Consider the following 22,429-nt stretch of genomic DNA (forward strand, 5'->3'; position numbering starts at 1 on the left):
TTATTTTTGCCGTAGAAGCATGCTAAAATAACAATAAGAGACTTGATGAGGAGGAGACCCATATGCCATCTAAGAAGAAAAAGATTGTCGTTATCGGCAGAAGTAATCTACAAAATCTCTACATTCATACAATTCTTTTAAAAAAACTACCCGCTGAGATTTACTTAATAGATGAACAAGCTAAAACAAGTGTGCAAGACTTTGAATATGCGAGCTACTATCATTCTTCAGCAACCGTTAACACAGGAACCTTTAATGAATGTCGAAGTGCGGATCTCGTCCTTTTTTTTCAAGAAGAAATGTCAAATGAGTCTTTCTCAAATGAAGATAATTTAGCATTAATCAAAGAAAAAGTGAAGAAGATGATGGCGACTGGTTTTCAAGGAATAGTGTTAGTGGCGACTGCCGAAAGTAATATTGTTGCTTCCTTAATTAAACATTTTTCTGGCTTACCAGCAAATCAAATTATTACACCTGGCACCATGCTAGCAACTTCTTATTTTCAAGTAGAAATTGCTAAACTATTTAAAATCAGTCCTAAAAACGTGCATGGCTATATTATTGGAGAGAGTACTCAGGATGTCATTCCCGTTTGGAGTCGAGCCTTCCTTGGTGGCAAACCGATTTTAAGTTATTTAGCCGAAGAACAAAAAAGAATCACATCGGATGATTTACAAAATTTAACAAACATGATTACAAAAATTCCTGATTTTCCTGTTGAAACTAAAGATAGCTGTAGCTTCCGCTTTAGTACTGTAACTGTGCTCGCTGAATTAACAGAAGTCATTTTACGAGATGAAGCAAGGGTGCTTACAGTAGGCGTAGAAGTGAAGGAAGCATATGGTTTAGAAAGACCAGTTTTCGTTAGCGTACCAGCTGTTGTGGGCGCTGAGGGAGTCAGAGAATTACTGGAGTTAAATCTATCCGATGACGAACAAAAAGAATTAAAGCGAATTACAACAAAAACTACCGAGAAATTGGGGTTACTGCATAATAAGGGAGGAATTAGTTAATGGAATATAGTTATCCACTAAATCCAGACTGGACAACCGAAGAAATGACGATTGTTGTACAATTTTTAGAAGCTATCGAACGAGCATATGAAAAAGGTATTGATACACTTGAACTCAAAGAAAAATACCGAGCATTTAAACAAGTAGTACCTGCAAAAGGAGAAGAAAAACGGATTGGCATAGACTTTGAAAAAGCAAGTGGATATTCAGCCTATAAAGTCATGCAACTCGTAAAAAACGCAACAACAAGCAAAATAAAAATGCAACCATAATTAAGAGGAGGAATTTTTTCATGGATATTAGTCAAATTAAAGCAGAAGTAGTAACACCAGAAACAGGGATACACGTAGGTGAAAAGGGAGCTCCAGTTAAAGTAATGTCATTTATTAACTTACGTTGCCCATTTTGTCGTGAGTGGAATGAAAAATCTAAAGACGTCCTAACTGAATATATTCAAGCAGGAAAAATCGAATTAATCATTAAACCATTTGATAAAGAAAAAGAATCTTTACAACGTGGAAATGTAGCGCATCGTTACTTGGATTATTCTAAACCAGAAGAAACACGTGAAACTATCAATAAAATCTATAGCACGCAAGACGAATGGGGTAGCCTAAGCCTTTCAGAAGTAGCTGAATATATGGAGTCTACACTAGGCCTAACAGAGCAAAACAACAAAGCTGCATCTGAAAAAATAATCGCTGAAGCAAACGCGGCAAATGTTGTTTTTGTACCGACTGTTATTGTTGGTGAACATATATTTGATGAGCACATTAGCCCTGAAGAGTTACGCGACTTACTTGACGGCGAATTAGCTAAATAAAAAAACGAATGTATTGCCTATCAATTTAGGCGATACATTCGTTTTTTATTTTAAAAGAATTTCCTCCGCCAGAATACAATCGCAAGCGCTCCGGCAATCCCAAAAGCAAAACCAAGCGTTAATATCCAAGCTAAAGGTGTTTCCATAAACGGTAATTTCACGTTCATTCCATAAAAACTAAAAACCATCGTCGGAATCGTCAAAATGATAGTAAAAGAAGTGAGAAATTTCATCACGATATTCATATTGTTGGAGATAATTGAAGCATAAGCATCCATCATCCCACTTAAAATATTCGAGTGAACTTCCGCCATTTCGATTCCCTGACGATTTTCAATAATAACATCTTCTAGTAAGTCTTGATCTTCCTCGTACATTTTAACGATATTTTGACGCATCATTTTATCGAGTACGACTTTATTCGATTTAAGGGCTGTTACAAAGTAAACTAAACTTTTTTCAATTCCCATTAAATCATAAAGCTGTTTATTTTTCATGGATTCATGTAGTTCTTTTTCGATTTCATCTGTTTGGCGGTTCAAGCGTTTTAAGTGACGCAGGAACGTAGTTGAAATCATATATAGAATTTGTAAGGCAAATCGTGTTTTCATGTGCGTATAAAAGCCTTTAATACGGTTTCTAATAAATGATTGTACAATAGAAGAATCAATCGTACAAATCGTAATAAAGTAGTCCTTTGTAATAATAATCCCCATCGGAATCGTTTCAAATGAAGCGTAATGAATATCATCTTCATCAACTACTGGAAAGTCACAGACGATTAAAACGGAATCTGAATCATCATCGCGTTCAATACGAGCACTTTCATCTTTATCTAATGGATCTTCTAAGAACTCCAAAGGGATTTCATAGTTATCGGCAATTTTATTAATTTCTTCTGAAGTAGGGGCAACGATATTAATCCAACAGTTGCGTGTTACTTCTTCTAATTCAATTAATTTGCCGTTTTCATCTGATTTGAAAATTTGATGCATGCTTTTTACCTCCTTTTTTAACAGGTAAATTTCACGCGGTTAGAGTTTCGTTCCCGTGAAAAATCACCTGTATGAATACTTCGATGTGGACCAGGGTCACTTGCTGTTTGCTGCTCCTTTTTCACGTTCCTCAACTCCTTCAAACCATAGTAATTCACAACTCTACCATTATACCTAGATTATAGTCATTTGTACATCTTTTATTGAAGAGCAGCCTTATAAAGCGGAATAAGCTCATCAAGTACCATTTCAGCCTCTTTGATGAAGTCTTTTCCAGGGGATAAATGGTTATCGTCAGGTAGATAAATTTTTCCAACCAAAAATTCACCTTTTTTTACATCACGGAAACGTTTAAGCGTTGCGTCAAGTTGACCGCCGTGCACCGGGTATGTTTTCTCTTCCGTATGGTCTGGCGAAATCGCAAATGTATCAGGTAAATCAGCAAGTAGTTTCTTTTCTTTCAAAAAGCGATTGGCGATTTTTGTGCTTTCTTCATTTTCATAAATAAAAGCGAGCCAGATGAATAAATAATTATCAAAAAGTCCTACTTGAAAATGAGGGTGCTTTTTATAACCGCGTTTATCGTGGCAAATCGCAAGCCATGTGCTTTCAGGTGGGTTAACCGAACGTCTTTGGTGACGAGCAATATGTAAAAACATTTCATCGCCAAGTTTGGCACTTAAATAAGTAGTTAATTCTTCCCCAACTGCTTTAAATTTCGGCTGAATATCATTTTGAATTCCAGCCATACGTGCGTCCAGACCAGAAATTTGCATTGTTTTAAAATCTTTCTTACTAAATCCTTTAAAAGTCATCTGTTTTCCTCCTAATTTTGCATATAGTTTCATTATACGGAAGTTAAGTTCTAAGTGAAAGAATCTTGTTCTATTCAGATAATTCATTTTTGTGATAAAATAAACAAAACGAGTCTAAAAGAGGTGTTAGCATGGACAGCGAAAAAATAGATTATTTAGCAAGGTTATGGATTATGGAAGCAGCAGCAAAAATCAAACAATCTTTTAAAGAAACATTAGACATTGATATAAAGTCTGGCCGAAATGATTTAGTGACAAACATGGATAAAGAAACAGAAGCTTTTTTTGTCAAACAAATCAAAGACCATTTTCCAAACCATCGCTTATTTGGCGAAGAAGGTATGTCAGATGATGTGACCGATTTAAATGGAATTGTTTGGATTCTTGATCCAATCGACGGCACACTTAATTTTGTGGAGCAACAACGAGATTTTGCCATTTCACTTGCAATTTATCAAGATGGAGTAGGGCACTTGGCTTATATTTATGATGTTACTCGTGATGAACTATACTTCGCGGAAAAAGGAAAAGGCGCAACAGTAAATGGCAAACAAATTCCTAAAATCGATAAAGACATGGATTTGCAAGATGCACTACTAATTGCCAACCTAAGTGTGACAAGAAAATTTCCAACTATGTGGGAAGCCGTAAAAGTCTCAAGAGGGCTACGACTTCACGGAGCAGCTTCACTTGAATATATGGACGTTGCAACCGGGCGAGCAGGGGCATATCTTTCAGCTAATTTAGCTCCGTGGGATATTGCTGCTGGAAAAATTATCGTGGAAGAATTAGGGGGAATTGTCACCCGAATTGACGGCTCAAAAATCAATATGCTGGAAAAAGGAAGTTCCATCGTTGCAACACCAAAAATTCATCAAACCCTATTAGACAACTACCTGCCTTAAAGAAAGCGCTCAACATAAAAAAACTCATTTTCAGAAAATAAAAATAGTGCTAAATCCGCTTAGCTATGCTATAATAGGTAAGTTGATTTAAACGAGACGATAGCGACGGAGGAAAATAAATCTATTTTCCTCTTTCTTTTGGCTAATCTTCACGATAAATGTTTGGATTTTTAATTTAGGAGGAAACAAGATTGAATTTAAGAAACGATATTCGTAATGTAGCAATTATTGCCCACGTTGACCATGGTAAAACTACACTAGTAGACCAATTACTACGCCAATCAGGTACTTTCCGCGACAATGAAACAGTTGCAGAACGTGCAATGGACAACAATGATTTAGAAAGAGAACGCGGTATTACAATTTTAGCGAAAAATACAGCAATTAAGTATGAAGATACACGCGTAAACATCATGGATACACCTGGACACGCCGATTTTGGTGGAGAAGTAGAACGTATCATGAAAATGGTTGATGGTGTTCTTTTAGTAGTGGACGCGTATGAAGGTACTATGCCTCAAACACGTTTTGTACTAAAAAAAGCACTAGAACAAAACCTAACTCCAATCGTAGTAGTAAACAAAATTGACCGTGACTTTGCTCGCCCAGAAGAAGTTGTTGATGAAGTACTAGAATTATTCATCGAACTAGGTGCGAACGACGATCAATTAGAATTCCCAGTTGTTTATGCTTCTGCAATTAACGGAACTTCAAGCTTTGAATCCGACCCAGCAGAACAAAAAGAAACAATGAAACCACTTTTAGACACTATTATTGAACATATTCCAGCTCCAGTTGATAACAGCGACGAGCCATTACAATTCCAAGTTTCATTACTTGATTATAATGACTATGTTGGTCGTATTGGTATTGGCCGCGTTTTCCGTGGAACAATGCACGTAGGACAAACAGTTGCCTTAATTAAACTAGACGGCACAGTAAAACAATTCCGTGTAACGAAAATGTTCGGTTTCTTCGGACTAAAACGTGACGAAATTAAAGAAGCAAAAGCGGGTGACTTAGTAGCACTTGCAGGAATGGAAGACATCTTCGTCGGTGAAACAGTAACACCATTTGACCACCAAGAAGCACTTCCACTTTTACGTATTGATGAGCCAACCTTGCAAATGACTTTTGTAACAAATAACAGTCCTTTCGCAGGCCGTGAAGGTAAACACGTAACAAGCCGTAAAATTGAAGAACGCTTACTTGCAGAACTTCAAACGGATGTATCTTTACGCGTTGAACCAACAGCTTCTCCAGACGCATGGGTAGTATCTGGTCGTGGTGAGCTTCACTTGTCTATCTTAATTGAAACGATGCGTCGTGAAGGTTATGAGTTACAAGTTTCTAAACCAGAAGTAATCATCCGTGAAATCGATGGCGTGAAATGTGAACCAGTAGAAGACGTTCAAATTGATACTCCAGAAGAATTCATGGGTTCAGTTATTGAATCTATCAGCCAACGTAAAGGCGAAATGAAAAACATGATTAACGACGGCAATGGCCAAGTTCGTTTACAATTCATGGTTCCAGCTCGTGGATTAATCGGTTATACAACTGATTTCCTTTCAATGACACGTGGTTATGGTATTATCAACCATACATTCGATAGCTACCAACCAATCCAAAAAGGTCGCGTTGGTGGACGTAGCCGTGGTGTTCTTGTATCCATGGAAACAGGTAAATCTACTACTTACGGAACAATGCAAGTAGAAGATCGTGGTACTATTTTTGTAGAACCAGGAACTGATATTTACGAAGGTATGATCGTTGGAGAAAACAACCGTGAAGGCGATATCGCTGTAAACATTGTAAAAGCAAAACAAATGACTAACATTCGTTCTGCTAACAAAGACCAAACCAACGTTATCAAAAAACCTCGTCACTTATCATTAGAAGAATCATTAGAATTCCTAAACGAAGATGAATACTGTGAAGTTACACCAGAATCCATCCGTTTACGTAAAAAAATTCTAAACAAAAACGAACGTGAAAAAGCAGCAAAACGTTCAAAAACTGCTGAATAATTAATTTAAAAATAAGCCAAATAGTTTTTTTAGAGATATTAGTATCTTTTAAAAATTTATTTGGCTTTTTTTATGCATTAATAGGAGGAAAACAGGGAATAAAATAATGTCTTTGTAACACTATTGTAATATGAATAGCTATTTGGTATATTATAAGTAAGTAGAAAAGGTGGTTATTATTATGAAAAAACGGATAATTATTCTTGCAGTATTAGTGGTACTTCTTATCGGTGGCGTTGTAATTGGAGTTTATGCAAATGGAAACACCGCAAAAGATAATGAAGATAAAAAAACAACAGCAAAAAAAGCCACATCTACACCAAAAGATACAAACAAAACAGTTGATACTGAGAAAAAAGATACAGTAAAAGACTCTGTAACAGATGATAAAGGTGTAGTAACTAAAGGTAGCTCAGATATTGAAAAAAATGCACCGACAAAAAGCAGTGGTAATTCAACAGAATCAAATAAAAACACTCCTTCAACACCAGCGTTTTCTCTATCTACCAGTGGATTTAAAACATCTAATGTAGCATCTGTACTTGGCGGAACAGTGACAACAACTTATTTGTCCAGTAGTCCGTCATTTCAAAAAATCTTTCAAAATTTAACCATTGATGTTAACCAGTACAAAGTAGAACATGTTGTTGGAGCAAACAAATCAGTAAGTGCGAGCAATCCAGAAAGTTATTTAGCAAATAAAAATGGTTACGTTATTACATTAGATATTTCTATCAAAAACACATCTTCGAAAGATAAAATGTATAAAGCCGATCAAATTACCCTTGTAGGAGCAAATGAATTTGTAGGAGGAAGTTTAGATAACTTTGTACCTTCTAATTTCCATCTTATCGGAAGTAAATCTGATCCCAATAACTTCGCAGCCGGTAAAACAGCGCGTGGTCTATTAACTTTCACAATGACTGAAGCTGTCTATAATGATCTAGCAGCTGACTCGAAACTCGGTGTACCAAACCCTGATAAATTTGATTCAACTGTTTCAGAAGCAAAAGCTGGCGACGACGTTGTTGTTTCCTTTCCAGTAAAATAGAAAAAAACCGCCCAGTTAATTGGGCGGTTTTTTTATTTCTCCGTACTTTCTATTAAATTCTTTAACTCACTATTCGACATTACAACTGGTTTATGGAAATTAAAATGACCAGAATTCACGCGACTGATAGTTTTAATAGCTACACGATGTTCACATTCAGGACATAAATACATTCTAATTGGTTTATTACGTAATTGCTTTGTTTTAAATTCACGATTGTCTAGTTCGTCTACACGCTCGCATAAGATACATTTTGCATTCAATTTATCTTCACCTCACACAAGTATTATAGCACGATTATCGAAAAAGGCGAGTAAAAGCGGATTTTTCAAAAAATTTTAGCCTATTCTTGCTTGCGTGGCTTTTAATTTGTGATATACTAGACTTATCTAGTATTAAATTTTACTTAAGGGTTCTCTTAAGATGAAAATAAAGCGCTTATTATAGCGGATGATAGGGGGTTCTGTGATGGCAAATAAAAAGATAGATCACAGAGAAGAGGCAATTGAGCTTTTAAAACAAGACGCAAAACGAATCTTACAGTTGATTAAAGTTCAAATGGATAATTTAACATTACCGCAATGTCCAGCATATGAAGAAGTTCTTGATACACAGATGTATGGCTTATCCCGTGAAATTAATTTTGCAACCCGCCTAGGACTAATTGAACCGGAAGAAGGAAAAAAATTAATTTCCACACTGGAGAAAGAATTATCCGCGCTACATGAACTTTCCATGAGCAAAAAATAATGATTTAATTGAAAAGATGTCTGATTCTTTCTGACATCTTTTTTTGTTTGGCAGGAAAAATGAGCCAAAAGAAGGAGGCAATTCTTCTTTTCATTTGAAGGCTTTTTCCTTTATAATAGAAAGAATAGAATACAAGATGGGATAGTAACTTCTCAGGGATTGGAAGATGCCAATGTTAAAACGAATTTTAAAATCATATGATTATGCATTTATTGCTGTTTTTATAGTGCTTTGTTTATTTGGAATTATAATGATTTATAGTGCAAGCTGGTCTCTAGCTATTGGTAAAGATTTACCTGCTGACTACTATTATGCACGCCAAGTAAAAAACTTTATAATTAGTTTTATTTTCTTTGTTCTTTTTGCGCTTATCCCTTTTAAGTTTTATCAAAACAATAAAGTTCTTATGTTAATTGTATTTGGCTCAATCGGTGTTTTGTTACTGATTTTCTTAGTTGGGAAGACGGTGAATAATGCGAATAGTTGGCTAGTAGTTGGACCACGTTCACTTCAACCCGGGGAATTTGCAAAATTAGCTGTCATTATTTATATGTCTGCAATTTATGCGAAAAAGCAAAGTTACATTGATGACTTTAACCGCGGTGTTTTGCCACCAATATTCTTCCTTGCTTTTGTTTGTTTCTTGATTGCGATTCAACCGGATACAGGTACTGCGTTTATTATTTTCCTTGTTGGTTGTTGTATTATTATTGCTTCTGGGATGAGACTTCGAACAATTATGAAACTAATTGGAATTGGAGTCGGGGTCATTGTCGCCCTTACACTAATTTTGTTCGCTTTACCAGATAAAGTCAGAACGGAAATCGTATCACCAACAAAAGTAGCGCGGATTACGACCTTTATGAATCCGTTTGAATACGCAGATAAAGAAGGACATCAACTAATTAATTCCTTTTATGCAATAGGTTCAGGTGGTGTTTCTGGGCAAGGTCTCGGCGAAAGTGTTCAGAAGCTAGGCTATTTACCTGAAGCGCATACCGATTTTATTATTGCTGTAGTTGCAGAAGAATTAGGTGTGTTTGGCGTAATGTTCATTATTTTAGCGCTGTTTTTCATTATTTTTAAAACGATTTCTACCGGACTCAGGGCGAAAGATCCTTTTGCTTCATTAATGTGCTACGGGATTGCAAGTTTGATTGCTATTCAAGCATTTATTAATTTAGGCGGTGCAAGTGGACTTATCCCGCTAACTGGGGTAACACTTCCATTTATCAGTTACGGTGGTTCTTCATTAATGGTTCTTTCCATGATGCTTGGAATTGTAGCAAATATTTCGATGTTTAATAAATATCACCGTTTGTATAGTGCAGATGGTTCTAAAAAAGAAGTTCCCAAAAAGCAAAAAAGACGATAGATTTCAAAAGAAAAAGTCATTTAATTGGCTTTTTCTTTTTTCGTTTTACCGATTGTTTTTGGCGGTTTATAGCCAGTTTATTCGTGTTTTCGATATTGTTTTAAATATTTAGAAAGAAAATAATTTACATCTGATGGCATTTAATACTATAATTGAAGTTATATACCGTTTTACAGCCTAAAAAAGGGAGAGCTTAAAAGTATACATAATCATTTCGTCCATTTAGGCATCGTATCAAGTATAGAACAGATCAGTGTTGGTTAGGAGGAAAAAAATGAATCGAATAAAAAAAGTATTAGTAGCAAACCGTGGAGAAATTGCTATCCGCGTTATGCGTGCATGTACTGAACTCAAAATCAAAACAGTGGCTATTTATTCACAAGAAGATACTGGTAGTTTTCACCGGTATAAATCAGATGAAGCCTATCTGGTTGGAGCAGGGAAAAAGCCTATTGATGCGTATCTAGATATCGAAAACATCATTGAAATTGCTAAAGAATCTGGTGCAGACGCGATTCATCCGGGATATGGTTTCTTGTCCGAAAACATTGAATTTGCTCGTCGTTGTGAGCAAGAAGGCATTATTTTCGTTGGTCCTAAATCAAAACACCTAGATATGTTTGGTGACAAAATTAAAGCAAAAGAACAAGCTTTATTAGCTGATATTCCAGTAATTCCAGGCAGTGATGGTCCGGTAGCTGGTATTAAAGAAGTAGAAGAATTCGGTGAAAAGAACGGCTATCCTTTAATGATTAAAGCTTCCCTTGGAGGCGGCGGTCGTGGTATGCGTGTCGTAGAATCAAAAGAACATGTGAAAGAAAGTTTTGAACGTGCGTCTTCTGAAGCAAAAGCCGCTTTCGGAAACGATGAAGTATACGTAGAAAAATGTGTTATGAATCCAAAACATATTGAAGTACAAATTCTTGGTGACACTCACGGTAATATCGTTCATTTATTCGAGCGTGATTGTTCTATTCAACGCCGTCACCAAAAAGTAGTGGAAGTTGCTCCGTGTAATGCGATTACTTCTGAACTTCGTAACCGTATTTGTGATGCAGCAGTTAAATTAATGAAAAACGTTGATTATATCAATGCGGGAACAGTAGAATTTTTAGTTGAAGGCGATAATTTTTACTTTATTGAAGTAAATCCTCGTGTGCAAGTAGAGCATACAATTACTGAAATGATTACAGGGATTGATATTGTTCAATCTCAACTATTCATTGCAGATGGTTATGCGCTTCACGATCAGCTAGTGGCTATTCCTAAACAAGAAGACATCCATATTCACGGCTCTGCAATTCAAAGCCGTATTACTACTGAAGATCCACTTAATAACTTTATGCCAGATACTGGTCGAGTAGACACATACCGTTCTACAGGTGGATTTGGTGTTCGTTTGGATGCAGGTAATGGTTTCCAAGGAACAGTAGTAACACCGTTTTATGATTCTTTACTTGTAAAATTATGTACTTGGGGTATGACATTTGAGCAAGCAACGCGCAAAATGCGTCGGAACTTAATTGAATTCCGTATCCGCGGTGTGAAAACAAACATTCCTTTCTTATTAAATGTTGTTCGTCATCCGGATTTTGCAAGTGGTAATTATAATACAAGCTTTATCGATACTACGCCTGAACTATTTAAATTCCCACATATTCGCGACCGTGGTACGAAAACGTTGCGCTATATTGGTAATGTAACAGTAAATGGCTTCCCAGGAATTAAGCACCGTGACAAACCTGTATACGCAGAGCCACGTTTGCCTAAAATTCCTTATGGTTCGCAAATCGCACCGGGAACTAAACAAATTTTGGATGCAAAAGGACCAGAAGGCGTTGTAGACTGGGTGAAAAAACAAGAAGAAGTGCTCTTAACAGACACTACACTTCGGGATGCGCACCAATCTTTACTTGCGACACGTGTTCGCTCGAAAGACATTTTCCAAATAGCAGATGCGATGGCTCATTTATTACCAAATATGTTCTCATTTGAAATGTGGGGCGGGGCAACTTTTGATGTAGCTTATCGCTTCCTAAATGAAGATCCTTGGGTGCGCCTGGAAACACTTAGAAAACAAATTCCAAACGTAATGTTCCAAATGTTACTTCGCGGAGCCAATGCTGTTGGGTACAAAAACTATCCAGACAATGTTATTCGCGAATTCGTTAAGCAATCAGCGCAATCCGGTGTCGATGTATTCCGGGTGTTTGATAGCTTAAACTGGATCAAAGGTATGGAAGTGTCAATTGATGCTGTTCGTGAAGCAGGGAAGGTCGTAGAGGCTACTATCTGCTATACAGGAGACATTGATGATGACACAAGAACGAAATACACGATTGACTACTATAAAGATATGGCGAAAGAGCTCGTTGCTCAAGGTACGCATATTTTAGGAATTAAAGATATGGCTGGACTTTTAAAACCACAAGCGGCTTACCGTTTAATTGGGGAATTAAAAGATACAGTAGATGTTCCGATTCACCTTCATACACATGACACAAGCGGTAATGGTATTTATACGTATGCAGCGGCAGTTAGTGCAGGAGTTGACATTGTTGACGTAGCATCAAGTGCGATGAGTGGAGCGACAAGCCAACCAAGTATGACTGGTCTTTATTACGGATTAGTTAATGGTAATCGTCAAACCAACCTAGACGCACAAAACTCCCAAATTATTAATCATTACTGGGAAGATGTTCGTCATTATTATAAAGACTTTGACAACGCACTTAACTCGCCTCAAACAGAAGTATATATCCATGAAATGCCAGGTGGTCAATATACCAACCTTCAACAACAAGCAATTGCTGTTGGACTTGGCGATCGTTGGGATGAAGTAAAAGAAATGTACACTGTTGTAAACCAAATGTTTGGAGACATCGTTAAAGTTACACCATCTTCTAAAGTTGTTGGAGACTTGGCACTATTTATGGTTCAAAACGAACTTACAGAAGAAGATGTCTATGAAAAAGGCGATACTATCGACTTCCCAGATTCCGTTATCGAATTCTTTATGGGCGAAATCGGCCAACCATATGGCGGTTTCCCAGAAAAACTTCAAAAACTAGTACTCAAAGGACGCACACCACTTGCAGATCGTCCAGGAGCTCTAATGGAGCCAGTTAACTTTGCAGATGTCAAAGCTGAACTAAAAGAGAAAATGGGCTATGAACCATCTGAAAAAGATGTCATTTCCTATATCTTATATCCAAAAGTATTCCTAGATTATCAAGAGATGATTAGTAAATATGGTGATGTAACAGTCCTTGATACACCAACATTTTACAAAGGTATGCGCTTAGGTGAAACGATTGAAGTAGAACTTGAAAAAGGAAAAATTCTCCTAATCAAGCTTAATTCGATCGGTGAACCAATTGCGGATGGAACACGTGTCATTTATTTCGAACTAAATGGTCAACCACGTGAAATCAACATCCAAGATATGAATGTTCAATCAACAGTTATTGCCCGCCGTAAAATTGATACAACAAACCCAGAACATGTTGGAGCTACAATGACAGGTTCCGTTATTCAAGTTGTTGTGAAAAAAGGCGACTCTGTGAAAAAAGGTGATCCATTATTAATCACAGAAGCAATGAAAATGGAAACAACCATTCAAGCGCCATTCGATGGAGAAGTTAGCAGCATTTATGTTTCTGACGGCGACACTATCGAATCTGGTGATCTATTAATTGAAGTAAACAGAAAATAAAAAAACATAAACGATTAACGGGTGGGAATATAACGCTAATTTAAAGTAGCAAACTTTAAATATCGATATTTTAAACGTAGCAAACAGACGTTTTTTCGAATCAATAGCGCTATATTCGCACCCGTTTTTTCTAAAAAAGGAGAACTTACATATGAAATGGTTTAAAGGAATTGCCGTAGTATTATTACTTGTGATTTTAACTGCATGCGGGAATACTGAAACAAAAGCGCCAACAGAAAAAACAAAGAAAATTGAAGTGAAAGATGCAACAGAGCAAAAAATCACTTTAAAAGAAGCACCAACAAAAATTGTTTCATTAATACCGAGTAACACTGAAATTTTATTTGCGCTTGATTTGGGAGATAAAGTAAAAGGTGTTTCGGCTTACGATGACTATCCTAAAGAAGCTCAAAAAATCGAAAAAGTCACTTCAACTACTGTAGACACTGAAAAAATTATCGCACTTAAACCAGATTTAGTACTTGGTCATGAGTCTATGCTTGCCACTGAAAAAGACGCTTATCAATTACTCAAAGATGCAGGAATTAATGTATTTGTTGTGCCAGATGCAACTAATTTAAAAGAAGTCGAAAATTCCATTGAAACAATTGGTAAATTAACTGGAAAAGAGCAAAAAGCAAAAGACGTAACTGCCTCGATGGAGAAACAAAAAGCCGCAGTTGAAAAGAAAGCCAAAGAGCTGAAAACATCTCCAAAAGTGTGGATTGAAATTAGCCCAGACTTATATACAGCAGGTAAAGGAACGTTTATGAATGAAATGCTTGAACTTGCTGGTGGTACAAATATCGTTACCGAAACTGGCTTTATTCCATACAATGAAGAAAAAGTTGTAGAATTAAAACCGGATATTATTTTATCCGTTTATCCAGATGCAAAAGCAACTATTTTAAAACGTGCTGCATGGAAAGACCTTCCAGCTGTTAAAAATGAACAGATTTTTGAAATGGATGCGAATAAATTAAGTCGTCCTGGTCCAAGATTATTAGAAGGTGCAGCAGATATTCAAGCAGTTTTTGAAAACTAATTCTTTGATAATGACAGATGAAGCTTTACAAAAAACGACTTTTAAGGTAATTTAACATAGGGTGGATTTTTTGCTAAAGCTTATTAGTAAAGTGATTCACCTAATAAAGAAAGCAATTTACACTTAGAAGATCATGCATAAACAGCAAGAATACGGCAACTTAGACGACAAATAATACAAACAAGGTGTACTTGGTTTTAAGTGGAGGAGTTGCCTATAAGTAAATAGTGAGCTGAATCTGGTTTTTAAAACCATATTATTTTTCGGGAAGAAGTGTTTTTGTGAAACAAGTTATGGAAGTTATTAAAGAACAAATTAAAAATTTACCAATGATATTTCGCATTGCGCGCTATGAAGATAAGGCTACATATCAAAGTCATTATCTAGGGCTAGCTTGGCAGATTTTAAACCCATTAATCCAAATTGCTATTTATTATTTCGTGTTTGGATTCGGTATGAATGCAAAATCTGGTTCTGATGCAAGTTATATTGAATGGATGCTGGCTGGGATTATTCCTTGGTTCTTTATTAGTGCGGTTATTTTACAAGGTGCGAATAGTATTTATAATAAAATAGGTATGGTTTCAAAAATGAATTTCCCAATGAGTATTTTACCGAATATAACGATTGTTTCTAATTTAACTAGCTACTTTACGATGATGGTAATTTTGCTTGGATTACTTGCCTTAAATGGAACTCCTGTTACGATTTATTGGGGCCAATATTTGTATTATTTTGTAGCAATGATTGCTTTTTTATTTAGTGTTACATTATTTAATGCAACTATTAGTGTTTTAGTTAGAGATTATTATATTATGTTGCAATCCGTTATGCGTGTACTTTTCTATGTAACGGGGATTGTTTGGAATTTAGAAACTATGTTGCCACAATGGTTAGTTCATTTATTAAAATTAAATCCAATATACTATGTGGTTAATGGTTTTAGGGAAACATTCTTAATGAATAGAGGTTTTTGGGAATCTCCGTCCTACACGATGTATTTCTGGTTGATTACACTAACACTATTATTTGTTGGAGCGACACTGCACATGAAATTCCGTGAACGCTTCGTGGATTATTTATAGGAGGTTAGACAGATGGGTAAAAATATTAAAATAGCATTTAAACATGTGTCGAAAGAATATGACCTCTATCAAAATAAATCAGACAAGATTAAAGGCTTGTTCATGCCGAAAAGTCAAAAAATGCAATCCTTTTGGGCTTTACGAGACGTTTCTTTTGATATTCATGATGGTGAAACAGTTGGTTTAATCGGGATTAATGGTTCCGGTAAGTCGACTATTTCTAGTATTATGTCAGGTGTTATCCCGCCAACACAAGGCGAAGTCGTTATTAACGGGGAAACTTCATTAATTGCCATTGCAGTAGGGTTAAAAGGCCCGTTGACAGGTTATGAGAACATCCGCTTAAAATTACTTATGCATGGTATGAAAAGTTCCCAAATTAACAAACTAATGCCTAGTATTATTGAATTTGCTGATATTGGCGATTTCATTAACCAACCAATTAAAAACTATTCGAGTGGTATGCGTTCACGTCTAGGTTTTGCAATTTCCGTGCATACTAACCCTGATATTTTGGTTATTGATGAAGCTTTATCCGTAGGGGACCAAACTTTTTATGAAAAATGTGTTAATAAAATAAATGAATTTAAAGCACGTGGAAAAACTATCGTCTTTGTCAGTCACTCACTTGGACAAGTTAAAAGTTTGTGTGACAGAATCATCTGGATGCATCACGGCGAAATACGTGAAATGGGCGAGGCGAAAGAAGTTGCTCAAAAATATGATGAATTTGTAAAATGGTTTAACAAACAACCAAATGACTACAAGAAAAAATATCAAAAAGAACACAAAGAACATCAAAAAGCTCCACAGAAAAAGGTTTATCCTAATCCAAATGCTAACAAGTATCGATTAACTCTGTTTGATAAATTTCTTTTAACAGCTTTAATTGTTTTAACCATATTATTTGGAACTTTAGTAGCAACTGGTAAATCTTTCAAAGGTTTAATTAGCGAAACCTCAACTAACCAAGTCGAGCAAATTGCATATGTAGACAACAATGAAATAACGATACGCTAAAAAGAAAAACATCTCTCTATTGGAGGGATGTTTTTTTATGAAAAAGTAAGCTGAATTTGTCTAAAATTTTAACAAAAATATATTTAAAACTACTTTCTTTTATTTTGTAATGTATCTGTAACTTACGATGGCTTAAAGTTTGGTAAAATATAGGACAGTAAACAAATTAAGGAGTGGTTGGAGAATAATGATAAATAAAAAGTGGATGAAAATTGTAATGATTCCAATGCTAGTTGTCCCAATGTACGGTTTGACAACTGTCAGTGGACAATTACAGAATTCATTAACTGGAGAAAATTCCTTTGTTAAAGACGCTCAAGCTGCAACAACAGCATCGCAACAAGCGTTTATAGACAAAATAGCACCTGCTGCCCAGGCATCTCAAGAAAAATATCATCTGTTGTCTAGTATAACTTTAGCTCAAGCAATTTTAGAATCCGGTTGGGGGAAAAGTGGACTTGCTACACAAGGATATAATTTATTTGGTATTAAAGGAAAGTACAATGGACAATCAGTTATCATGTCAACCTCTGAATATGTGAATGGTGAGTGGATTAAGATTGATGCTGAGTTCCGTAAATATCCTAGTTGGAACGAATCTGTAACTGATCATACACTTTTATTAGTGAATGGAACTTCTTGGAATAAAAACTTATACAAAAAAGTAGTTGATGCAACAGACTATAAAGTAGCTGCTAATGAGCTACAAAAAGCTGGATATGCAACATCTCCAACTTATGCTGCTAGTTTAATCCGAGTAATTGAAACTTATGATTTAGCAAAATATGATGTTTTATACGACAAAATTCTTACTCAAAAATCCACTTCCGGTAAAGCGACTGTAACAAGTCCAACAGGGAATGGTGTTTGGACTCTACCTTATAAAGTTAAAGGTGTACAATCTGTTAGTCCAGCTAGCACATACGCTAACAAAGATATTGATTTAGTATCTGTTGCTACAACTAAAAGAGGTACGTACTATCAATTTAAATATAATGGTAAAGTAATTGGTTGGGTAGATGGAAAAGCACTGACCATATACGATAGCGTCAATTATGATAAAGTAAACGTTGGACGAGCTAAGATTACGAGCGCACCTGGCAATGGTATTTGGTCTAAACCATACAATGTATATGGACGAGAATTTGTAACCAATGCAACTACTTATGCCCAACAAGAAATAAAACTCTTACGTGAAGCGCAAACCGCAAAAGGAACTTATTACCAGTTTAGTATTAACAATAAAACAATTGGTTGGATTGATAAACGTGCTTTGACTATCTATCCATATGATTCTGTTATTTCTAGCAAAGCTGTTAACCTTGATGGACAAATTACTAACCCAACAGGAAACGGTATTTGGACAAAAGCATATAAATTAGAAGGCACAACTTCTGTCGCCCAGGCTACTCAATATGCTAACCAAGATGTTAAAATTAGTGAAGTTGTTGAAACTCAACATGGTACTTATTACAATATTAGTATCGGCGGAAGAGCAATCGGTTGGTTAGATAAAAATGCGATTACTCTATATGACCAAGCTGAGTACAATAAAGCTGTTACACTAGACGGAACTATCAAAAACGTACAAGGTAATGCTATTTGGACAGAACCTTATCGGACTGCTGGCACAAAATTAGTCGCTCAAGCTGAAAAATATGCCAACAAAGATGTTCAAATTGTCCGTGAGGCGAAAACACCAAGAGGAACTTACTACCAATTTAAATCAGGTGGAAATGTGATTGGCTGGTTAGATGTAAAAGCTTTTGATATGTATGATGAAATAACTTCGAACAAAGCTGTAAATATGGAAGCAGTTATTGAAAATGTCGAGGGAAATGCTGTTTGGACTGCACCTTATAAGAGTGTAGGTGTAAAACTGATTGGTCCAGCAAGTAATTATAAAGATAAAACTGTCAAAATAACTCGTGAAGCTCAAACAAGTAGAGGAACATATTATGAATTTAGCTCTAATGGTAAAACTGTAGGCTGGTTAGATAAGAAAGCATTTAAAACTTATAGTACTATAGAATATGATGAATCTTATGTACGTGATGCAGTTGTAACGAATGTTAGTGGTCATACTGTTTGGACATTGCCATATCAAGTTTATGGTGTGAAATCAGTTGGGTCAGCATCAAACTACAACAATAAACAAGCTAAAATTACAAGACGTGCTAAAACAGATCGAGGCATTTATTACCAATTCAGCATTGATGGTAAAAATGTAGGTTGGTTGGATGAAAGAGCTTTTGATGTCTATGATACGGTAGAATACAATAATGTAATTAATAAAACTGCATTATTGAGCAACCCAACAGGAAACGGTATATGGTCAGCACCTTATAGAGTTATCGGTGTTAAGAATGTAGGACAAGCTACCTCATATGCTAATAAAACCGTGCAATTAGTTCGAGAAGCGAAGACAACTCGAGCAACTTACTATCAAATGAGCGTAGATGGTAAACTAATTGGTTGGATTGACCAAAGAGCATTTACGAATATTAGATAATTGAACGTTAAATAAAAAAACAGAGTGATTTTAATCACTCTGTTTTTTTCGCTTACGATTTAGTTATATAAATAAGCTCTTTCAAAAAGTCTTTGTAATAAGCTGATTCAAAATGGGAAAACGAATGACCAAATGGATAGTTGAAATCACCAATATATGATTTCTTTGAAAAATCGATGACTTTTGCTTCAGGCAGTTTCGACAAGAAGTAGTTGTTTATTCTATCCCAGAAGTAATTATTTTTCTCAATTGCCATTTTATTTTTATAAACTACTACTTTTCCATTTTCATCGTAATATGAGGTTGTAAAGCCACCTAAGTTTAAAATCACTCGATCAGCAGGGAATGTTTCTGTTAATTTTGCAATAAATTGATCAGCATAACCTTTCCACTCATTAAAGAATGCTTCATTATCAATATGATCTAGAATTCTTTCATAAGGAAGGTCATTAAGTAATTGACTATCTTCTATAATATATGATAAAGTGATTGCCGTTTTGTTATTTAACCAAATGACTGGACGAATAACATCAGGATAAAGATCAATAAGGAAATAATCAGAATTAGACTCTTTTAGGTTAACGAAAAAGTCTTTCTTCCAATCTTCTTCCACGATTGTTTTCTCTGCTGGTTTCATATCATTGTACTTGTCCAAATTAAAACTCTCAGCAGGTTCAGTCATTACACTAATAATAGAAGAGTGAAACTGCGTAAAGCTACATTCGAAAAATGCTTTATAATCAGGATTGAAAAAAGGAGATGAGTTAAAAGCATTGCGACTAAAACAAGTGCCCATAACAGCAATTTTAGTTATATCTTCTTTAATTTTTGGCGCGGGAGCCGTTAAGCATGACAAATTATTGAAATCATTTTTAGTTAATTGTGCTAGGAATTTCTTGTTGGCAATATTAAAAAACTTAGTATTACTAAGGTCAATTGTATTTGGAACTAGAATAGGTAAATCAGGCATATCTTTGGAACGGAGGAAAAAATCCCATGTCGCATATGCTTTGTTATTAGGGCCAGCTAAGAATTCACTTTTACTAATGCGTACAGAGTGTTTCCCTATTCCTTTTTTTAGTGGCCAAGCTTGTTCCATATGATATTCAAATACATCTGCTTTTTTATCTAGTCGTTTTGCTACAACTTGTCCTTCATGGAAGTTTCCTTCTAATTTAAATTGTAAAGTTATATCGCTACCTGATTCTTTTAGTTGACTGACACTTACTAATCCTTGAATATTCTTTTTGAAATAGAAGGATAATCTGCTTGAGCCAGTGACATAAGAGCGCAGTGTAGCAAAGTGCGGGGAAGCCAATTCCACTTCTTTCGGAATGGATGGTTTTCTTTCGGCGTCAATAGATAGGAATGTAGTTAATCCTTGCTCTACTTCTTTAGGCGATATTTCAATCATGGCATCTAAAATATTTGTATTATCTACTAAGAAGTTAGTTGCTAAGTCTTTAACAGGAATCGAAAAGCTAACGACTTTATCTGTAACCAGTCCTAAGTCAAATGATTGTTCTTGCTCATGGAATAAATAAAAGCTAGGTGTTGGTCTACGTTTTAGTAGTAGCTTTGCTTTAAACGGTCCATCTGGAAGCGAAGAATTAATTTTGATAGTACCTGTCATCAATTTTTCGCTTAATGAAAAACTTTCTAATGAAGCTAAAAGTTCCACTGGTCTACTAATAAGCGTTAATACACCTTCTGGAAAATCAAAATGATATTGGTAAAGTGAATTAGATGGTTGGAAAGGTTGATTAATAATAGGTCCATCTGACATCAAATGATTATATGGATAATCGCCATTCACTTTAAATTTCCAAGCAGTCTCATTATTTGGGAGAGAATACTCAGCAAGTTCGTCAATCGAAATAACTGCAGTGAATGAATTTTTTTCTTGAGTAAAAGGAATGTTTAACTTTTGTTCAGGGTGTTTATATTCTCGGATTTCGTTGTAATATGCTTGAATGCTACTGATTTTTCCTTCTGAAAAACCATGTATCTTCCATGTTTTAGATTCTATTAACTCAATTTCCTTTATATAAAATTTCATCGCTAGCTCCTTAAAATTTAATTATGATACTTTTTATTTTATCATATTTCAATAAAATTCCCTACAAAATTGATAAAAGTTGAAAGTTTTCAGAATAATTGCAGATAATGAAAAGCCTTTTTTTATTAAGTGAAGCTAAACACTGATAAATTTTGCACAGATGGTTGATAAACTGCTGTAAATAAGATATGCTGTAGATACTGAATTTTATACAATAGCATATCAGTAAGGGGTTGTAGTGAGAGTGGAAAAACCATTTTTAACCGTTGTGGTGCCTTGTTATAATGAAGAAGAGGTATTAAGCGAGAGCGTAACACAACTAACAAATATTATAAAAAAATTAGTGATGAATGATTCTATTAGTAACAATAGTCAAATCATGTTTGTTGATGATGGAAGTAAGGATCGAACTTGGGAACTTATAAAGCAATATTCTGAATCACATGAGCATGTATCAGGGCTAAAGTTGAGTCGTAATTATGGGCATCAAGGTGCATTATTAGCAGGATTAACAGCTGCACATGAACATTCAGACTGTGTTGTTTCTATCGACGCAGATTTACAAGATGACGTAAATGCAATTATTGAATTTATGGAAAAATATCATGAAGGTTTCGATGTGGTTTATGGTGTGAGAGATAAACGCGATACAGATACTTTTTTCAAAAGAAATTCTGCTCTAACTTTTTATAAGATTATGAGTAAGTTAGGTGTTAATATGGTTCCTAATCATGCGGACTATAGATTACTTAGCAAACGCGCATTAACAGAATTTTTACGCTATAAAGAAGAAAATATGTTTATTAGAGGTATTGTACCATTACTTGGATTTAAATCTACCAAAGTTTATTATAATAGAAATGAACGCTTTGCTGGAGAATCGAAATATCCATTAAAGAAAATGTTATTATTTGCTGTTGATGGTATTACTTCTTTTAGTGTGGCGCCAATTCGCTTATTGCTAGTGATTGGTTCTATTACTTTCTTAGTAGGTGTAGTTTTAGGTATTTATGCAATTGTTCAAAAAATAATCGGGGGCGTAGTTCCTGGTTGGACCTCTTTAATTGTTTCTATTTGGTTACTCGGCGGGGTACAATTAATTGGTATGGGCGTTTTGGGCGAATATATTGGAAAAATTTTCCGACAAGTAAAAGAACGTCCTCGTTTTACAATTGAAGATAATGTCTTTGAAATGAAATGCGAGAAAAATAAAAACAACGAGAGTTTGGTGTAAGT

General features: G+C 35.3%; 18 protein-coding genes. 14 read left to right on the forward strand and 4 right to left on the reverse strand.

What is annotated here, in order from left to right; genetic code table 11:
- The first annotated feature begins 62 nt into the window (after positions 1 to 62).
- Genes PQQ29_RS05600 through PQQ29_RS05610 form a run of 3 tightly spaced genes read left to right on the forward strand, consistent with a single transcriptional unit; the run spans position 63 to position 1,836 of the window.
- A complete protein-coding gene (locus tag PQQ29_RS05600; RefSeq protein ID WP_187984086.1) occupies positions 63 to 1,013 on the forward strand; it encodes a Rossmann-fold NAD(P)-binding domain-containing protein in 951 nt (316 codons plus the stop codon).
- Positions 1,013 to 1,285 carry a UPF0223 family protein gene (locus PQQ29_RS05605; RefSeq protein WP_003722685.1) on the forward strand — a complete coding sequence of 91 codons (273 nt, stop codon included), beginning with the start codon at positions 1,013 to 1,015 and terminating at the stop codon, positions 1,283 to 1,285. Before PQQ29_RS05600 ends, PQQ29_RS05605 begins: the two co-directional genes overlap by 1 nt.
- A 20-nt stretch (positions 1,286 to 1,305) precedes the next feature.
- Complete coding sequence (locus PQQ29_RS05610) at positions 1,306 to 1,836, forward strand: DsbA family protein (protein WP_045554629.1); 531 nt, start codon at positions 1,306 to 1,308, stop codon at positions 1,834 to 1,836.
- 50 nt (positions 1,837 to 1,886) lie between these two features.
- Here the strand turns inward: PQQ29_RS05610 and PQQ29_RS05615 are convergent, their stop codons facing one another.
- Together PQQ29_RS05615 and PQQ29_RS05620 are read right to left on the reverse strand one after the other, a co-directional pair.
- Positions 1,887 to 2,831: a magnesium transporter CorA family protein gene (locus PQQ29_RS05615; protein ID WP_003736222.1), complete on the reverse strand. Its 945-nt coding sequence runs from the start codon at positions 2,829 to 2,831 to the stop codon at positions 1,887 to 1,889.
- Positions 2,832 to 3,031: 200 nt separating this feature from the next.
- A complete protein-coding gene (locus tag PQQ29_RS05620; protein WP_187984087.1) occupies positions 3,032 to 3,646 on the reverse strand; it encodes a YktB family protein in 615 nt (204 codons plus the stop codon).
- Positions 3,647 to 3,777: 131 nt separating this feature from the next.
- On the opposite strand from PQQ29_RS05620, the gene PQQ29_RS05625 reads away from it, so the two are divergent.
- The 3 genes from PQQ29_RS05625 to PQQ29_RS05635 all read left to right on the forward strand — a co-directional run bounded on the left by PQQ29_RS05625 (position 3,778) and on the right by PQQ29_RS05635 (position 7,632).
- Positions 3,778 to 4,551 (forward strand): inositol monophosphatase family protein, encoded by a 774-nt coding sequence (locus PQQ29_RS05625; RefSeq protein WP_003771306.1) that lies wholly within the window; start codon positions 3,778 to 3,780, stop codon positions 4,549 to 4,551.
- A gap of 191 nt (positions 4,552 to 4,742) precedes the next feature.
- Positions 4,743 to 6,581: a translational GTPase TypA gene (gene typA, locus PQQ29_RS05630; protein ID WP_003771308.1), complete on the forward strand. Its 1,839-nt coding sequence runs from the start codon at positions 4,743 to 4,745 to the stop codon at positions 6,579 to 6,581.
- Positions 6,582 to 6,762: 181 nt separating this feature from the next.
- Positions 6,763 to 7,632, forward strand: coding sequence for a DUF5068 domain-containing protein (locus PQQ29_RS05635; protein ID WP_010990731.1), 870 nt, complete (start codon positions 6,763 to 6,765; stop codon positions 7,630 to 7,632).
- Between the two features lie 32 nt (positions 7,633 to 7,664).
- Here the strand turns inward: PQQ29_RS05635 and PQQ29_RS05640 are convergent, their stop codons facing one another.
- Positions 7,665 to 7,895 carry a YlaI family protein gene (locus PQQ29_RS05640; protein WP_003761622.1) on the reverse strand — a complete coding sequence of 77 codons (231 nt, stop codon included), beginning with the start codon at positions 7,893 to 7,895 and terminating at the stop codon, positions 7,665 to 7,667.
- A 205-nt stretch (positions 7,896 to 8,100) separates the two neighbouring features.
- Between PQQ29_RS05640 and PQQ29_RS05645 the strand changes: the two genes are divergently transcribed.
- From PQQ29_RS05645 to PQQ29_RS05675, 7 genes are all read left to right on the forward strand, one after another.
- Positions 8,101 to 8,382 carry an Fpa/YlaN family protein gene (locus PQQ29_RS05645; protein ID WP_003761623.1) on the forward strand — a complete coding sequence of 94 codons (282 nt, stop codon included), beginning with the start codon at positions 8,101 to 8,103 and terminating at the stop codon, positions 8,380 to 8,382.
- A 172-nt stretch (positions 8,383 to 8,554) separates the two neighbouring features.
- Positions 8,555 to 9,757, forward strand: a complete 1,203-nt coding sequence (locus tag PQQ29_RS05650; protein ID WP_010990732.1) for an FtsW/RodA/SpoVE family cell cycle protein — start codon at positions 8,555 to 8,557, stop codon at positions 9,755 to 9,757.
- A 274-nt stretch (positions 9,758 to 10,031) separates the two neighbouring features.
- Entirely contained in the window at positions 10,032 to 13,472 is a 3,441-nt protein-coding gene (locus PQQ29_RS05655; RefSeq protein WP_003761630.1) for a pyruvate carboxylase, read from the forward strand.
- A gap of 151 nt (positions 13,473 to 13,623) precedes the next feature.
- Positions 13,624 to 14,517 carry an ABC transporter substrate-binding protein gene (locus PQQ29_RS05660; RefSeq protein WP_045554633.1) on the forward strand — a complete coding sequence of 298 codons (894 nt, stop codon included), beginning with the start codon at positions 13,624 to 13,626 and terminating at the stop codon, positions 14,515 to 14,517.
- 281 nt (positions 14,518 to 14,798) lie between these two features.
- The gene (locus tag PQQ29_RS05665; RefSeq protein ID WP_003761632.1) at positions 14,799 to 15,602 is read left to right on the forward strand and encodes an ABC transporter permease; all 804 of its coding nucleotides are present in this window, start codon (positions 14,799 to 14,801) and stop codon (positions 15,600 to 15,602) included.
- 12 nt (positions 15,603 to 15,614) lie between these two features.
- Complete coding sequence (gene tagH / locus PQQ29_RS05670; RefSeq protein ID WP_010990735.1) at positions 15,615 to 16,622, forward strand: teichoic acids export ABC transporter ATP-binding subunit TagH; 1,008 nt, start codon at positions 15,615 to 15,617, stop codon at positions 16,620 to 16,622.
- Positions 16,623 to 16,809: 187 nt separating this feature from the next.
- Positions 16,810 to 19,134 (forward strand): GW domain-containing glycosaminoglycan-binding protein, encoded by a 2,325-nt coding sequence (locus PQQ29_RS05675; RefSeq protein WP_070753337.1) that lies wholly within the window; start codon positions 16,810 to 16,812, stop codon positions 19,132 to 19,134.
- Positions 19,135 to 19,186: 52 nt separating this feature from the next.
- Here the strand turns inward: PQQ29_RS05675 and PQQ29_RS05680 are convergent, their stop codons facing one another.
- Entirely contained in the window at positions 19,187 to 21,193 is a 2,007-nt protein-coding gene (locus PQQ29_RS05680) for a DUF6270 domain-containing protein (RefSeq protein ID WP_010990737.1), read from the reverse strand.
- 244 nt (positions 21,194 to 21,437) lie between these two features.
- Here PQQ29_RS05680 and PQQ29_RS05685 point away from each other — a divergent pair, with 244 nt between their 5' ends.
- Positions 21,438 to 22,427, forward strand: coding sequence for a glycosyltransferase family 2 protein (locus PQQ29_RS05685; RefSeq protein ID WP_147732751.1), 990 nt, complete (start codon positions 21,438 to 21,440; stop codon positions 22,425 to 22,427).
- The last annotated feature ends 2 nt before the right edge of the window (positions 22,428 to 22,429 follow it).

The sequence above is a fragment of the Listeria innocua genome (assembly GCF_028596125.1).
In the GTDB taxonomy this organism is placed as follows: domain Bacteria; phylum Bacillota; class Bacilli; order Lactobacillales; family Listeriaceae; genus Listeria; species Listeria innocua.